The organism is Marinobacter litoralis, assembly GCF_016427555.1.
GTDB lineage: Bacteria > Pseudomonadota > Gammaproteobacteria > Pseudomonadales > Oleiphilaceae > Marinobacter > Marinobacter litoralis_A.
Genome location: NZ_JAELVS010000010.1, coordinates 1 through 14,906, shown reverse-complemented (window position 1 = coordinate 14,906; position 14,906 = coordinate 1). Strand labels below are relative to the sequence as shown.

General features: G+C 53.8%; 13 protein-coding genes and 2 pseudogenes. 8 read left to right on the top strand and 7 right to left on the bottom strand.

Features of this window, described 5'->3' with window-relative positions; genetic code table 11:
* Positions 1-295: 295 nt before the first annotated feature.
* Both JAO79_RS16090 and JAO79_RS16085 read right to left on the bottom strand, forming a co-directional pair.
* Positions 296-1,156, bottom strand: coding sequence for a DUF2846 domain-containing protein (locus tag JAO79_RS16090; protein WP_199008252.1), 861 nt, complete (start codon positions 1,154-1,156; stop codon positions 296-298).
* 128 nt (positions 1,157-1,284) lie between these two features.
* Positions 1,285-2,235 carry a hypothetical protein gene (locus JAO79_RS16085; RefSeq protein ID WP_199008251.1) on the bottom strand — a complete coding sequence of 317 codons (951 nt, stop codon included), beginning with the start codon at positions 2,233-2,235 and terminating at the stop codon, positions 1,285-1,287.
* A gap of 175 nt (positions 2,236-2,410) precedes the next feature.
* On the opposite strand from JAO79_RS16085, the gene purE reads away from it, so the two are divergent.
* From purE to JAO79_RS16055, 6 genes are all read left to right on the top strand, one after another.
* On the top strand, positions 2,411-2,902 hold the full coding sequence (gene purE / locus JAO79_RS16080; RefSeq protein WP_199008250.1) for a 5-(carboxyamino)imidazole ribonucleotide mutase: 492 nt from the start codon (positions 2,411-2,413) through the stop codon (positions 2,900-2,902).
* A 37-nt stretch (positions 2,903-2,939) separates the two neighbouring features.
* Complete coding sequence (locus tag JAO79_RS16075) at positions 2,940-4,058, top strand: 5-(carboxyamino)imidazole ribonucleotide synthase (protein ID WP_199008249.1); 1,119 nt, start codon at positions 2,940-2,942, stop codon at positions 4,056-4,058.
* A 69-nt stretch (positions 4,059-4,127) separates the two neighbouring features.
* The gene (locus JAO79_RS16070; RefSeq protein ID WP_199008248.1) at positions 4,128-4,706 is read left to right on the top strand and encodes a superoxide dismutase; all 579 of its coding nucleotides are present in this window, start codon (positions 4,128-4,130) and stop codon (positions 4,704-4,706) included.
* A 250-nt stretch (positions 4,707-4,956) separates the two neighbouring features.
* Positions 4,957-7,026 carry a putative bifunctional diguanylate cyclase/phosphodiesterase gene (locus JAO79_RS16065; protein WP_199008247.1) on the top strand — a complete coding sequence of 690 codons (2,070 nt, stop codon included), beginning with the start codon at positions 4,957-4,959 and terminating at the stop codon, positions 7,024-7,026.
* A gap of 26 nt (positions 7,027-7,052) precedes the next feature.
* Complete coding sequence (locus JAO79_RS16060; protein ID WP_413785067.1) at positions 7,053-7,637, top strand: LemA family protein; 585 nt, start codon at positions 7,053-7,055, stop codon at positions 7,635-7,637.
* A 10-nt stretch (positions 7,638-7,647) separates the two neighbouring features.
* On the top strand, positions 7,648-9,630 hold the full coding sequence (locus JAO79_RS16055; protein ID WP_199008245.1) for a M48 family metallopeptidase: 1,983 nt from the start codon (positions 7,648-7,650) through the stop codon (positions 9,628-9,630).
* A gap of 157 nt (positions 9,631-9,787) precedes the next feature.
* On the opposite strand, the pseudogene JAO79_RS16050 reads toward JAO79_RS16055, so the two are convergent.
* The 3 genes and pseudogenes from JAO79_RS16050 to JAO79_RS16040 all read right to left on the bottom strand — a co-directional run.
* Positions 9,788-9,955, bottom strand: a pseudogene (locus JAO79_RS16050) (tyrosine-type recombinase/integrase); the annotation flags it as partial.
* A gap of 160 nt (positions 9,956-10,115) precedes the next feature.
* Positions 10,116-11,409, bottom strand: a pseudogene (locus JAO79_RS16045) (IS1380 family transposase).
* A gap of 81 nt (positions 11,410-11,490) precedes the next feature.
* Positions 11,491-11,607 carry a LysR family transcriptional regulator gene (locus tag JAO79_RS16040; protein ID WP_227664755.1) on the bottom strand — a complete coding sequence of 39 codons (117 nt, stop codon included), beginning with the start codon at positions 11,605-11,607 and terminating at the stop codon, positions 11,491-11,493.
* A gap of 94 nt (positions 11,608-11,701) precedes the next feature.
* Here JAO79_RS16040 and JAO79_RS16035 point away from each other — a divergent pair, with 94 nt between their 5' ends.
* Entirely contained in the window at positions 11,702-12,205 is a 504-nt protein-coding gene (locus JAO79_RS16035; RefSeq protein ID WP_199008244.1) for a lactoylglutathione lyase family protein, read from the top strand.
* Between the two features lie 64 nt (positions 12,206-12,269).
* On the opposite strand, the gene JAO79_RS16030 is transcribed toward JAO79_RS16035, so the two are convergent.
* A complete protein-coding gene (locus JAO79_RS16030; protein ID WP_199008243.1) occupies positions 12,270-12,899 on the bottom strand; it encodes a LysE family translocator in 630 nt (209 codons plus the stop codon).
* 229 nt (positions 12,900-13,128) lie between these two features.
* Positions 13,129-13,728, bottom strand: a complete 600-nt coding sequence (locus JAO79_RS16025; protein ID WP_199008242.1) for an NAD(P)H-dependent oxidoreductase — start codon at positions 13,726-13,728, stop codon at positions 13,129-13,131.
* Between JAO79_RS16025 and JAO79_RS16020 the strand changes: the two genes are divergently transcribed.
* On the top strand, positions 13,720-14,757 hold the full coding sequence (locus JAO79_RS16020; RefSeq protein WP_199008241.1) for a LysR family transcriptional regulator: 1,038 nt from the start codon (positions 13,720-13,722) through the stop codon (positions 14,755-14,757). The two genes, JAO79_RS16025 and JAO79_RS16020, sit on opposite strands and share 9 nt — an antisense overlap.
* Positions 14,758-14,906 lie beyond the last annotated feature (149 nt).

The window sequence follows — 14,906 nt, the reverse complement described above, 5'->3', positions numbered from 1 at the left end:
CTTGTAAGGGCGATGCTCTCCCAGCTGAGCTAACCACCCACTTTGTGGCTTTACTGTTCTTCAAGCCTTAAGCAGTCACTTGCGCGCTTTTGGCGCTTGCTGATTCAGCGTTGCTGTCTCAACCAAGTGAGATGCGCATTTTAAGCATTTATTCGTCGGTGTCAAACGTTTTACCGAAAAAAATTTAAAGTTTTTCAAAACACCCTTAAAACGCGCAATTATTAACCAAAATCAGCAACTTGAACCTAAAAGACAGAAGATACTCAGATACAGCGCCAGCGTGGCCGCTCGTGCGTCAAAAAATCCACCAGCCCCCAGAAGACTCGGCTTCCTTACGGCGTTCGCGCTCTTGCTCTAGCTGCGCATACTGCTGATCAAGTTCTTGCAGCTGCCGATCGCTTTCAAGAGGCTCAGTAGGGCCTCCACCAAACGGCCAGTACCATGAAGCCGATTCGTACTTGCCCTGCTCTTTCAGCCGCTCGATCTCCAGCTCTCGCTCTTCTTCTAAAGCCGCCTTCCGTTTTTCGTAATCGTCATCCTGATTTTCCTCAACGATAGACGTGGCAGCGTGGTTCGGAGCCAATAGATCACTGTTCAGGAACAACGTTGAAACGATTTCACCGGGTTTCATTGCATAGCTTCTCGTTACTAACTGCAAGTCACCGGATGCCAACGGATCATCAGGATCTACTTCCGGGTGCAGCTCATCCGGTTCGGTAAGCTCGTTATAGCGAAGGTAATAGATCCTGCCCGGCTCAACCTTCAGCGTGGCGTCTGCAATCAGGCTAAGACTGAACGAACCCAACCCCTCAAGCCCCAGCAACGGCCGACGCATGGCGATGTGTCGTTCGCCCGGCGCCACTTCAAGCCAGGTAAAGCTATTGTTCCGGATATTGAAGTAGTGATGGTCATCGATATAAACGCTGGGTGCTTCGATTTCGTCGCCCGCCCATTCAGAGTCGGTCCGGTAGAAATAAAGCAACGCGTTACTCTGGTCCCACTCGTCGGTATCGATATGCACGAAGTTGTGGCCCGACACCGGGTGTAGAAAGCCACCGACACTCTTACCGATAGATTGGTACACAGTACAACCAGACAACGCCACCACCCAGCAGAGCATGGCGGCGCTCTTAACGAAAGGCACTCGGATTCTCATTGTTTTTGCACTCTTCATCCCTTTTCGAGTTGCCTGATCATATCAACTGCTACCCGAGAGAAATGAGAGCTACCGCAAGGGATCAATACAAACCGTTACATTCAACCTTTACGGGCGCCTGGCTCCGATCACTGCCCGCCTGCTCCGGAGCGAATCTGGTTCACCTCTTCAGACAAACGGACCAATCGGGACGTTAGCTGCGCTCTGGAGGCATCGATAGAGGCCACCGCTTGCTTCAATTCAGATATCTGCGTTTTCAATGCCCGAACTTCCCGGCCATCGGCTTGTGTTCCCGCTTGCTTTTCCAGTGTCGCGATTCGAGCCTCCAAACCGTCAAGGCTGAGTTTTTGCTCCTGCTCAAAGCGCTTAATCCGGCGCTCAACCAAAGGCTCCACACCGTTGATTTTTTGCTCGATTGCAGCAACCTGTTTTTCAGTGGTTTTGTCCGACTGCTCAAGGGCCGCCACAGAACTTTTCAGCCGCTCGCTCACCTGTGCCACATCGCCAACAAGCCCGGCGCGGACTTTTTCAAGCTGCGCCTCAAGATCGGAAACCGCCTTCCCTGCACCAGCCAGCTGTTTCTCGAGACTGGCCATCTTCTGTTGCTGCTCGTTTAACCGCTGCTTGTTCTTTTCGTTCGCGATCACCCAAAGCTTGCGGATTTCACTATCCGCCGAGTCCAGACGCTTCACATTACCGGCAATCTGCTGCTCTAAGCGCGCTCCTCGCTCCTGAAGCGATTCACCGGTTTCAGACAACTCTCCCTCAAAACGCGCCAACGCCAGATTGCTTTGCCGCGCCCAATAATCAGCATCCTGAAGCTGACCCTCAAGCGCCTGAATACGCTTCTCTTGCAGGTACCAGCCCGCACCTGCGGCTACACCGAAGACCACCAACAACACCCAAACAAGCGCCGCCCCTCCGCCCACACTGCCACTGTCGTTGGCCGACTTTGGCGATTTAGGGCTTTTGGCCGGCTTATCCTGCCTTACCCGTGTTGTTGCCGCTTCTCTTGGCTCAGCACCACCAAAGGGTTCGTCAGCTCTCAGCTCATCGTCATCTGGACGAATGGGTTCCATTGCAACTCCTGAATGCAGAGGATTTAATAAAGAAGATTAGATAATACGCTCGCCAATCAAAACGTTAAAATGAATAACTATAAAGGTGCGTTGTCTGGCGGCAGACTCAATCTTGCATGGCAAGGGGCCAATCCATACAATGGCCGGCTTTCCAATTATCACAGGACTGTTGCTTATGCAGCCGCTTGTAGGTCTTATCATGGGCTCGAAATCCGATTGGCCCACCATGGAACACGCCGCTGATATGCTCGACAAACTCGGTGTGCCTTATGAAACACGAGTTGTCTCTGCCCACCGCACACCGGACCTTTTGTTCGAGTACGCCAAAACTGCTTCAGATCGTGGCCTGAAAGCCATCATCGCAGGCGCTGGCGGTGCTGCGCACCTTCCGGGCATGGTTGCCTCACAAACGTCCCTGCCGGTTTTGGGCGTGCCAGTTCAGTCGAAAGCACTGAATGGTCTGGACTCACTGCTTTCGATCGTCCAGATGCCTGGCGGCATTGCGGTCGGCACACTCGCCATTGGCAAAGCCGGCGCCACTAACGCCGGTCTGCTTGCCGCCCAGATTATTGGCACCTTTGACGACAAGGTTCGCAAAGCGGTTGACGAATTCAGGGTAACTCAAACTCAGACCGTGCTGGACAACCCTGATCCCAGCGATCAGTGATGCCCACTCCCCAACCTTAAAAGGCAGGAGCGTTCGAATGAAAATCGGTGTACTAGGAGCGGGTCAACTAGGGCGGATGCTGGCACTTGCCGGGTATCCGTTAGCCAAAGACTTTGTCTTTTACGACATGTCGGGAAGCCCCAGTGCCGGCCTTGGCGAAACCATCGTAGACCGCAGCGGCGATCAGTTGGAAAGCTTCCTTTCGAAAGTGGACCGCGTCACCTACGAATTCGAACACCTTCCGGTGCACGTTGCCGAAACACTGGCGCAACATAAGCCGGTACACCCGTGCCCCCGCGCGCTGAAGGTTTGCCAGAACAGGGAAGAGGAAAAGACATTGTTCGGCCAGCTCGGGATTCCAACGCCCGAGTGGAAAACCGCCGACAGCGCAGAATCACTGAAAGCCGCTGCGGAAGCCCTTGGCTGCCCGGTTGTCGCCAAATCCATTACCGAAGGTTACGACGGCAAAGGTCAGGCGGTATTGAGAAGCCCGGAAGAAGCCGAAGCCGCTTGGGCATCCATCGGCCACCCGCGGGTTATTGTCGAGAAATTCGTTAATTTCAGCCGCGAAGTCTCGCTGATTGCCGTACGCTCAGAAGACGGCAATGTCGCTTTTTATCCGATTGCCGAAAACACCCATCACGAAGGTATTCTGCGCTACTCCATCGCGCCAGCGCCCGGGCTGCCAGCTCATGTCCAGCAAGACGCAGAGCGGTACATCAAAGCACTGCTCAACGAATTGGAGTATGTCGGCGTACTCACTCTGGAACTGTTCGAAACTGAGAACGGCCTGGTTGCGAACGAAATGGCACCCCGGGTTCACAACTCCGGACACTGGACCATCGAAGGCGCCATGACCAGCCAGTTCGAAAACCATATTCGCGCAGTCAGCGGCCACGCACTTGGCAGCGTTGAAGCTCGAGGCTTTAGCTGCATGATCAACATCATCGGCGAGCATGGCGACATCGAGCGTATTCTCGAGCTACCCTACGCCCACGTGCACTTGTACAACAAAGGCGAGCGCCCGGGCCGTAAGCTTGGGCACATCAATATTCTGGCGGACAGCTACGAAGAACTGGTCTGGCGCGTGAAAAACTGCGCTCAGTTCCTACCGGGCAGCCCCGAATTTACGTGCAGTCTTACAGCTAAGGGTTGAATAAAAGAAATCCGCCCCTATATTGCTTGTACGCACATTCATAAACAGAGAGACAGGGAGAACGACCTAATGGCATTTGAACTTCCCGCATTGCCTTACGAAAAGAACGCACTGGAACCGCACATGTCCCAGGAAACTCTTGAGTACCATTACGGCAAGCATCACCAGACTTACGTAACCAAGCTGAACGGCCTGGTTGACGGCACCGATAATGCTGACAAGTCTCTGGAAGAGATCATCAAGAGCGCCAGCGGCCCTCTGTTCAACAACGCCGCCCAGGTATGGAACCACACGTTCTTCTGGAACTGCCTGACACCGAACGGTGGTGGCGAGCCAACTGGTGCCGCTAAAGAAGCCATCGAAAAAGCGTTCGGCTCTTTCGACAACTTCAAAAAAGAATTCAACGACAAAGCCGCCAACAACTTCGGTTCTGGCTGGACTTGGCTGGTTAAAAAGGCAGATGGCAGTGTTGAAATCGTCAACACCAGCAATGCCGAAACACCGCTGACCGGTGCCGACAAGCCGGTTCTGACTGTTGACGTATGGGAACACGCCTACTACATCGACTACCGCAACAGCCGCCCGAACTACCTTGAAGGTTTCTGGAAGCTGGTTAACTGGGATTTCGTGAACGAAAACCTGGCTTAATTCGGTAGCTGTATCTGGCAGCGAAACCTCTTTCGCTGCACAGAAACAGAAACGCCCGCCTGGAATGTCCCGGCGGGCGTTTCTGTTTTATGACATTGATCAAAATGCAACAAATCTACACACGCGCTTTCAAGACATAACGGAAATTTCAGGCATACTCATGGCCGGGCATGCATATTAGGCCATACTGTGTCGTGGGTTGCTTGCCAGCACAACCCGCCACCCCAATCCCCACAACCATTGAGCTGCAATGATTCGCACGAAAAAGTCGCTTGAAGCAGAAAAACATCTGGGGCATCGAATCCTTCGATGGGTGCTGGGCGTCGCGTTAATCACCGGACTCGCCCTGAGCACCGTTCAGGTAGTGCTTGATGCACAACGCGTATCATCTGAGCTCAAACACCAGGCCGACCAAACCATTGCCATGGTGTATGAGGCGGCCACCCAGGCAGTCTTCAGCATTGACGAATCTCTGGGGCAACAGGTTGTGGACGGCCTTTTCGCCCTCGATGCGGTTAACCTTGCGCGGATTTCTCACCTTGATGGCAGCGAACTGAGCAGCCGCCAGCGCTCGCCGAGCAATTTGGCATTTCGCCCCGTCACAGACCTGATTTTCGGCCAGGTCTGGGTTTATCGTACGATTCTTAAACGTAGCGATAACCCGACCGAGCCCTATGGCCACCTTGAGATTCATCTCGACACCGCGCACGATGCCGAAACCTGGTTGATGCGGGGGCTCACAACGTTTGCATCGGGCATCGTCATCGCCTTGATTCTCGGTTTGGCCCTTTTCATTCTGTTCCATTGGCTGTTGGCCAGCCCGTTGCTTCGGATTGTGCATTCCCTAAAAAAGGTAGACCCGGATTACCCCGACGAGCATCTGCTGAGCGTCCCTAGAGGTCACGAGACAAACGAGCTAGGAGTCTGGGTAAACGCCACCAACAACTTGTTGGTGGCCATTGCAGAGAGCCAGCAAAAGCACCGTGAGGCCGAAGATCGCGTTAACGAACTGGCAAGAGTGGATACGCTCACAGGCTTACCTAACCGCGACGCTTTTTTGGAAGACCTGCAACAACTTATTGAGACATCAAAAGCGAAGGGCGCGGCCTTCTCATTGGTCGTGTGCGGGATTGATGATTTCAAGTCTGTGAACGAACAATGCGGCTTCCGGACCGGCGATTTGATCCTGAAAACGGTCGCCAGCCGATTGAACGCTAACTTTACCGCCGATCGGTTCGCCCTGGCCCGCCTGGGCAGCGATCAATTTGTCATTGTCGAGAAAACGCTTCGCGACAACTTCCACGCCGCTGAAACGGCCGAAAAAATACTGGCCATCATTGGTACTCCAGTCGACGCGGGCAGCCATCGTATTGCCATGACCTCCACCCTGGGCATCTCGATCTTCCCGAACGATGCGACTGAGGCCGACCGACTTCTGCAAAGTGCAGAACAAACCATGGCACTCGCGAAACAGAACAGCCACACCCGTTTTCAGTTTTATGTGGCCAGCATCGATCAGGAGATCCGTGATCGTAAGCAGATGGAAAAAGACCTGGCTCAAGCCATCGAGCGCGGGCAATTCCACCTCGTTTACCAACCCCAGATTAACCTGGAAACCAAACGGGTTATTGGCGCTGAAGCCTTGCTTCGCTGGGAGCACCCGGAACACGGTTTCGTAGCGCCGGACAAGTTCATTCCCATTGCCGAAACCAGTGGCCATATCGTCAATATAGGCAAATGGGTGCTGGAACAAGCCTGCAAGCAGGTTGCCCTCTGGGCGGCTACCGGCTCCCATCTCAGGATTGCCGTAAACCTGTCGGCGGTGCAGTTGCGTCAGGACTCCATTGTCGAAGATATTCTCTCGTGCATCGCTAAATACCAGGTTCCACCCGGCCGACTGGAACTGGAAATCACAGAAACCAGCTTTATGACCAACATCACCGATGCGGTAGCGAAACTCCACCAACTTCATCGGGCCGGCATTAGCATAGCGGTCGATGATTTTGGTACCGGCTATTCATCGCTGACCTATCTCAAGCAAATGCCGGTTCAGCATCTCAAGATCGACAAACAATTTATCCAGGACCTGCTGGTTAATGAGGAAGACACCCGAATAGCCAACACCATTATCGATCTAGGCCGGAGCCTGAACCTTACCGTTATCGCAGAAGGAGTGGAAACGGAAGAGCAGGAGCACTACCTCACTCAGCGGGGCTGTAAAGTAGCGCAAGGGTATTGTTTCAGCAGGCCTCTTTTGCCAGATGATTTTGAGAGTTTTGTAAAGACATTCCACGCCAACATCGTGGAGAATAACGCCTAAACACAGTTCGAGGGTTAAGCATGGGAATGACAACAGTCATCGGCCTTGTGGTGATCGCGGTCGTCGTGATCTATCTGGTTTTCATTTATAACAATCTGGTATCGCTGCGCAATCAGTTCAAAAACGGTTTCGCTCAAATCGACGTACAACTGCAACGTCGGCACGATCTCATCCCTAACCTGGTCGAAGCCGCCAAAGGCTATCTGGACCATGAGAAATCTACCCTCACTCAGGTTATGGAAGCGCGCAACAACGCCGTTAGCGCACAGAAAGACGCCGCCAAAGACCCGACCGACAATACTAAGATGCAGAGACTGGGTAGCGCCGAAAACTTGCTGACCAAGGCGTTGGCCAACTTCTACGCCGTTTCCGAGAACTACCCGGAGCTGAAGGCCAACGAAACCATTCAGCAACTGATGGAAGAGCTGTCCAGCACCGAGAACCGGGTTGCCTTTGCACGCCAAGCCTACAACGATGGCGTAATGACCTATAACATCTTCCGTGAGAAGTTTCCCAACAACATCATCGCCGGGATGTTTGCGTTTAAAGAAACCGCCCAACTTCAACTGGAATCTCCTGAAGCCCGCCAGGCCCCGAAAGTCAGTTTCTGAGGCCTGATTGATGGCAACACCCGGTTTCTTTCAGCGCCAGGCGAACGCCCGGCGCAATACCAGCCTTCTTGTTTTTTTGTTTCTCACCGCCGTTGTACTCATCACCTTGGCGGTCTGTCTGGTCGGCTACCTCGTCACCCGCAGTGAAAGCTCCCCCCTGCCCTTTCATCATTGGCTGCTGTCTTCGCACGGCATAGCCACCGCGGCGGCAGTCGTCGCTTTGATCGGAATTGGCTCGCTCGTACGCTGGGCTGATCTGGCAGGCGGCGGTTCGCGCGTGGCGAAAATGGTCGGAGCACGGCTGATCGATCCGGACACCCGCGATCCCGACGAGCGTAAACTGCGCAACATTGTTGAAGAAATGGCGATCGCCAGTGGCGTGTCCGTACCCGAACTCTACGTGATGGACGGTGAAACCAGCATCAATGCATTCGTGGCTGGCTATAGCCCGGGTGAAGCCGTGATGGTAGTCACCAAAGGGGCTTTATCGAGACTAGACCGGGACGAGCTACAAGGTGTGGTCGGGCACGAGTTCAGCCACATTCTGAACGGCGACATGCGCCTTAACGTGCGGCTGATTGCCATTCTTGCCGGCATTTTGATGATAGGCCAGATTGGCCAGTTCCTGCTGCGAGCGGGCTTCTACAGCAGCGCCACACGAAGCCGAAACAGCGATAATCGCGCACAATTTGCCATGGGCGTTCTCGGCCTCGTATTGATGATTATCGGCTACGTAGGCGTCTTCTTTGGACGGCTGATTCAGGCCGCGGTATCGCGTCAGCGGGAAATGCTGGCCGATGCGTCTTCGGTACAGTTCACCCGCAACCCGGAAGGCATAGGCGGAGCGCTGTTCAAGATTGGCATGACCAGCGGCTACCTCGACACCACCAGCCATGCAAGCGATATGAACCACATGTGCTTCGGCGAGTCTGCCCGCATGAAATTCAGCTCGCTGCTGGCTTCACACCCGCCCGTCAATGAACGCATTAACGCCATACAACCCGGATTATTAGCACGCCTTCGAAGCCGCTTGAGAGATACCGAGCCGAGCGCCAGGCTACAAACAAACACCCCGCAGCCCGAGGCAGTTCGATTCGCCGATCTGGCCAATCAAGTTGCAGGCCCTGCACGTGGCACACCAGGTGCCCGACTCTCTCCGTTACGGTCATCCTTCAACGAAACCGCACCGCAGCCAGCCACCCAGCTGTCCACTCGGGTGGGCACCGTTACGCCACAAAGCGAAGCCTTTGCCGCCGACCTCTTGCAGCAACTGCCGGCCACTTTTCGAAACCTGCTCTACACCCGGGCCGGCGCTATCCAGCTGTGCTACGGCTTGCTGACGTACCACCTCCCCGTTAACGAACGCGAGCGCTGTTTAGCACTTTTGCCCGAACACGCGCTGATGGGGGAACAGCAGGACATACTAGCCAAGCTGCACCCCACTCTTGAAACGCTGGGTGAAGCCGCCCGATTCCCGATTCTCGAATTGGCAATGCCGGCACTCAGAAAGTTAGATGCCGACGAACGCCGCCTACTCCTGAGCAACGTCCAAAAACTGGTCGCTGCCGATAATCGGCTGAGCTTATTCGAACTGGCATTGAACACCTTCCTGAACCGGCACCTTTCACCCACCGCAGAGCAAGCCGTGCCGGTAAGGCACAGGAATTATCGCTCGGTAAGGGCTGACATTGAATGTGTTGTCGGGCTATTTGCCCGCGCCGGCTCCCATTCCGAACAAGAGGCGGCCAAACTCTATCAGGAAGCCATCGCAGGCTTCTTCTCAGAGCCAAACCAGCCTCCGGCTTCAACAGTCTCTATCAAAGAGCTACAGGCCGCTCTAGCCTCTCTGAGCAGGTTGTCGCCCTTATTGAAGCCCGGCATCATCGATGCGTGCGGTCACTGCATTGCGCATGACGGCAAGGTGGAGGTTCGGGAATACGAATTGATGAGGCTGGTAGCTGATCAGCTGGATTGCCCTATGCCGCCACTGTAAGTGATCGGGAAACCATAAGCGGGGCTGTTTCGACATTTTATAACCATATAGGCACACCCTGAGGGCTACTGATAGGTTTGCTATTAAACAAAAGCGAACATTCGGAGTACCTCATATCCTTGGCGTTATCTGCCCCAGTTAAGCGCTTGGTCGCTTCTCAAGAACCTGGCAAGCGATCAAATGGACTAACTGTTCCAGCTCGTCGATCGCCAATAATGTGGGTGTAGATTTCAGTCGTCCGAATATCGCTGTGGCCGAGGATTTCCTGAACTGTTCGAATATCACTCCCTGATCTCAATAACTCCGTCGCGAAAGCATGCCTAACCCGGATTTCTCATAGGTCCCCGGCAAGTCTCGCAGACCGTGCAGGTTACCGCCATTACCGCTCATTTGCAGCCGAGAATGATTAATAACTGATCAATTTCTGTTGTCCGGACACACGACCCCCTTTCCCCCATTGCGTCGGGCCGGGGGAGCCCGGGCTTCTATCCCGGAACCAGTTGACGTACCAGGTCAGAGAGTTCGTCTTTGTAAGGATAGGCATCGCTCATCAACACCCGTATGCGCCGAGTGTTGCGAATGATGACCGCGCCCACCTTGATCAGTTTCAGCCGCAGGTTACTGGCGCTCATTCTCTCGAAGGGCGTCTTCTTCAAGTGGGCCCGTAATCGCTCGAACAACGTGTAGGCAAAGCCCGATAGGAGCAACCGCCACTGATTGGTCCACCACCGCGTGCTGGAGGTGCGATCTGCGAACAGACACAACTGCTGATCCTTGATCCGGTTTTCCATGTCACCCCGGGCACAGTATTGCTCGTAGTAGAGTTTAACGCCGTCGTCGTAACGGGAGCTGATAATGAACCTGGAGTTGGCACCCAGTTCGCCCTCCTCCAGACGCGCGATCACCCAGCGGGGGTATTTCCAGGTGTGGGCCTGGTACTGGAACCGGTAGGTGGCAGAGACTTTTTCTCCCAACTCCCCGTGAGCCCTGCGAACCAGCATCGAGGGCACGTCCACCTCCTTGAGCAGCCGGCTGTTTTTGCTGATGCCCACAAGGTAATCCACGTTATTCCGGTCGCACCAGCTCAGCAATCGGAGGCGATAGAAGCCGCTGTCACACGATGCGGGTATCCGGCCAGTACTGCCGGATGAACTTCACCAGCAGGGCCAGAATGGCCCAGCTGTGGCGGCTGTCGCTTCGATTGCTGGTGCGCAGGTAGCTCACCAACAGGTGACGGCCGCAGAACACGTACAGCGGGAAGTAACAATGGTGATCGTAGTAGGCGTTAAAGAACTTGCCGGGCTGGTCGCCATGCACTGGAATGTCAGTGCCATCAAAATCCAGCACAATTTCCTTGGGTGGAGTCTCGTGCTGTTCAATGAAGTGATGCCACAGCAGTTCGTGGGCGTTGATCACCGCCTGCCGGTCCACGCGCTGTTCCATCCGGCACAAGGTCGATTTGCCCGCCAGAATGGCATCTTCACCGGTTGCGGTCTGAAGTGCCTGATCAGCGCGTAGCGCCTCGTGATCGTTGAGGTCTTCGTACCCGGCAGCCACGCCAAAGACCCGCTGCCGGACCATGGTTTGAAGCTTGTGGCGAACCAGCACGGGATTACGGGCATCGTCCAGCACCGTAGCCAGGCGCTGAGTGAGCCGGTGTTGTTTGTCGACTTCGCGAAGCAGGAGCAATCCGGCATCGGCGGTGATGTGGCCACCGGAGAAATCGGCTTCAATTTGACGGCGAGAGAGTGGCGAGAAGGTCAGTTTTTCAGGTACCATTTCGGATAGCGGCTGTTGGTGCTTAGTGAACGGTGTAAGATCCTGAAACTATAGCACTTTCAGCCGCTTTCTTTTATCCCCTCATGAGAAATCCGGGCTAACGCCCGACTGTGTCATATGCAGGCGTTCCGCCGTACGGGTGAAATGACCAACTTCCACCAGAGTGCAAAAGGTGCGCAACCACGTCGTATTTATCATTACATTGCGTAATCTTTTAAAGAATAAATGATAATTTTAATTAATTAATTATCGTGTGTAACCTGCTCTCAGCCTTAACAGAGGAGGACAGGAAATGAACGACGTTTACCCAAGAAATTTCTCACACATCGGCATCTCCGTGCCCGACCTTGAGCAAGCCGTAAAGTTCTACACAGAGGTGATGGGCTGGTACCTGATCATGGAACCAACCGAGATCGAAGAGGACGACAGCGCCATCGGAGAAATGTGCACCGATGTCTTCGGCGCGGGCTGGGGCAGCTTCCGTATCGCTCACCTGTCGACAGGCGACCGGATCGGCGTGGAGCTTTTTCAGTTCAAGAACCAGACCAACCCGGAAGACAATTTCGAATATTGGAAAACCGGGGTTTTTCACTTCTGTGTTCAGGATCCGAACTTAGAGGAACTGGCAGAGCGGATTGTGGCTGCAGGTGGCAAAAAGCGCATGGAAAAACCGCGCTACTATTACCCTGGCGAGAAGCCCTACCGCATGATTTATATGGAAGACCCGTTTGGAAACATCGTAGAGATCTATAGCCACAGCTACGAACTGACCTACAGCGAAGGCGCCTACCAATAGGGACCAAAACAATTCGAGGGGGCAGAAAAAAGGACTGCCCCAGACAACAGACACCTGGTAGCTTCTACACCGCTGGACGCCTGGCTAGCAACGCCCACACTCCAGCTGATGACAGTAAAGCACCACCAGCAAAACTAAACCTGCGCTGCGCTTTGGCCGAGACAAGTAGGCGGCGAGCGGATGATGCGAAAACAGTGTAGAGCGTGGCATTGATGATCGCCAAACCAACAAAAGTGGCCGCAAGTAACCACATCTGAAACACTCCGTTTTCACCCGGTGTAACGAATTGCGGTAAAAAGGCCACGAAAAAAACAATGCCCTTGGGATTGAACGCGGTGACTAAATAGGTGTTAGTAAACAATCTCAGGTGTGACGAATCAGGCGTCGCTTCCGCCATTTCAGTGGGTGAGAAACCTGCGCGAAGCAGCTTGATACCAAGGTAAAGCAGGTATAAACCACCCACCACTTTGACGGCTGTAAACCAAAATGCAGAAACGGCCAGCAACGTCCCCAAACCCACGAGTGAAGCAAACAACGCGGTAGAGTCACCCAGTGCGACCGCAGCCACCAACGGAACATTAGCTCGACGACCGTGAGCAACTGAATAACTGATAACGGCGAGAATCGTCGGCCCAGGAATGACTAACAAGACGGCCGATGCGACGACAAACGCAAACCACGATTCAATGGCCACGAGGCTTCCTCCTGAAAAAGCTAACACCAGAGCGCACCGGCGCACTTTAGCCTACCGTGGACACAGCCACCAGAACCAATCGAATAGACTCCCGCACACCGGGCACGGAGAGCCGCGTAGCTCCCTCCCTGAATCTCGCCTACTGCAAATTAAAATTTTAAACGCATCGAAGCTGAACCCAAGCAAATCGTACCGATATCCCCTGCGCCTGTTTCATTTTATACAGGCATCAAACATTCAGCGCCCTCATCTGCTTATTCGCGCCCTGCATACCAACTTTAACGCCATCGGGTTTCATATCGAGCCCCTCCGCGTAGACAAAATTCACATCCGTGATGCCCATCAAACCAAGCACAGACCGGAGGTACGGCGTGACCGCATCTGTTTCTTGACCGGCATGAATCCCGCCCCGGGAACTGAACACCACGGATTTGACACCGTCAATGAGCCCCTTGGGGTAGGTTTCTGTATAGCGAAACGTTACTCGAGCGCGTGCAACCAGGTCGAACCAATTCTTCAGGTGCGTTGGGACATTGAGGTTGTACATGGGAGCACCAATTACCAGCAGGTCGCTGCTCTTGAGCTCAGCGATCAGCTCATCTGACAGCGCGACCACTTCCCTTGCCCTCTCACTCAGGTTGTCCGCGCCTCTCAAGGCTTGAAACAGCTCTAGATCTAGAACGGGCAAGTCAAGGGCTACCAGGTCACGAATCTTCACTTCATCAGAGTGACCTTGAGCCTTACGCTCTTTCAGAAAGTCTTCGATCAACGTATTGGTGTGGGAGTTGCTCCCCATGATGCTGGATTTTAGTACTAAAATTTGAGCCATTTTTCCGCCTCAGAGCGAATTGAGAATGACTCAAATGCTATCACTGGCCATTTGTTCACAATAAGCTACAATAATGATCATGAATATATACTTTTTGTCCTCAACCTTATGAGAAGCCACCTGAAAGGCATCGACGTCTTTGTCGCAGCGGTCGAATCAGAGAACTTTACCCAGGCCGCAGCCAGGCTCTCTATTACCCCCTCAGCCGTAGGCAAGAGCATTTCCCGTCTGGAAGAAAGACTTGGCGTTTTACTATTCCGTCGCACTACTCGGCGTCAGGCCCTGACAGATGAGGGCATGCTGTTTTACGAGTACTGTGTGAAGGCGCTGGAGGAAGTCCGTACCGGAGAAGCTCTGCTGGATAGTGGAAAGTGGGGAATGAAAGGGCGCCTGCGGTTATCGATGCCGGCTATCTTCGGCCATTACTGTCTTGCTCCAATCCTGCTTGGCCTGGCCAGGGAGAACCCCGAGCTCGAGTTGGATCTATCCTTCAGTGATAGAACGGTTGACATGATAGAGGAAGGCTTCGACCTCGCAGTACGGATTGGCCCCTTACCAGACAGTATCAACCTGGTGGCACGTCGATTGGGAGAGCACAAGATGACCTTTTGTGCCTCCCCTTTCTACCTGAAGCAATATGGTACTCCCGTGACCATTGATGACCTTACCAATCATCAGGCCCTTGCTTACACCCGCTTTGGCCAGGTCTATCATTGGCAGTACCTTCGTGATGGACAAGTCCAGGCACTGATACCCAAAACCCAACTCCGTAGTGATGATTTTTACGTCCTCCTTGATGCTGCCATCAGCGGTTTGGGCATCGCCTGGCTTCCTTACTGGCTAATACGCCCCTCTCTCATCAGCAACGCTCTTCAGGAACTGCTACCCGATCTTCCACCCCTAAGCCACCCAATCCACGCGCTATGGCCACGCACCCCTCACTTGCCATTGAAAATCCGAGCCACGGTGGACGCCCTGGTAAATCAACTTCCAGAACGACTTGCAAAGATCGAAGATAGAATTGCATGACACTCTGGCTAACTTATAGCCTAAAGAAATCCTTCTTTCTGCTCGTCGTAATCCCACTTACCACACCCAACATCTGTCATTATAGATGTCAACGTACCCGTAGAAGACTGAGAAATAAAGCTACCGCTGAAAGAGTATCCCTTACCTGT

Excerpts from the sequence above, each read along its gene's own strand:
- JAO79_RS16025 (WP_199008242.1), bottom strand. The coding sequence starts at position 13,728 with ATGGCTCAAATTTTAGTACTAAAATCCAGCATCATGGGGAGCAACTCC.
- JAO79_RS16035 (WP_199008244.1), top strand. The coding sequence starts at position 11,702 with ATGAACGACGTTTACCCAAGAAATTTCTCACACATCGGCATCTCCGTG.
- JAO79_RS16055 (WP_199008245.1), top strand. The coding sequence starts at position 7,648 with ATGGCAACACCCGGTTTCTTTCAGCGCCAGGCGAACGCCCGGCGCAAT.
- JAO79_RS16075 (WP_199008249.1), top strand. The coding sequence starts at position 2,940 with ATGAAAATCGGTGTACTAGGAGCGGGTCAACTAGGGCGGATGCTGGCA.
- JAO79_RS16065 (WP_199008247.1), top strand. The coding sequence starts at position 4,957 with ATGATTCGCACGAAAAAGTCGCTTGAAGCAGAAAAACATCTGGGGCAT.
- purE (WP_199008250.1), top strand. The coding sequence starts at position 2,411 with ATGCAGCCGCTTGTAGGTCTTATCATGGGCTCGAAATCCGATTGGCCC.
- JAO79_RS16085 (WP_199008251.1), bottom strand. The coding sequence starts at position 2,235 with ATGGAACCCATTCGTCCAGATGACGATGAGCTGAGAGCTGACGAACCC.
- JAO79_RS16090 (WP_199008252.1), bottom strand. The coding sequence starts at position 1,156 with ATGAGAATCCGAGTGCCTTTCGTTAAGAGCGCCGCCATGCTCTGCTGG.
- JAO79_RS16060 (WP_413785067.1), top strand. The coding sequence starts at position 7,053 with ATGACAACAGTCATCGGCCTTGTGGTGATCGCGGTCGTCGTGATCTAT.
- JAO79_RS16040 (WP_227664755.1), bottom strand. The coding sequence starts at position 11,607 with ATGATAAATACGACGTGGTTGCGCACCTTTTGCACTCTGGTGGAAGTT.
- JAO79_RS16070 (WP_199008248.1), top strand. The coding sequence starts at position 4,128 with ATGGCATTTGAACTTCCCGCATTGCCTTACGAAAAGAACGCACTGGAA.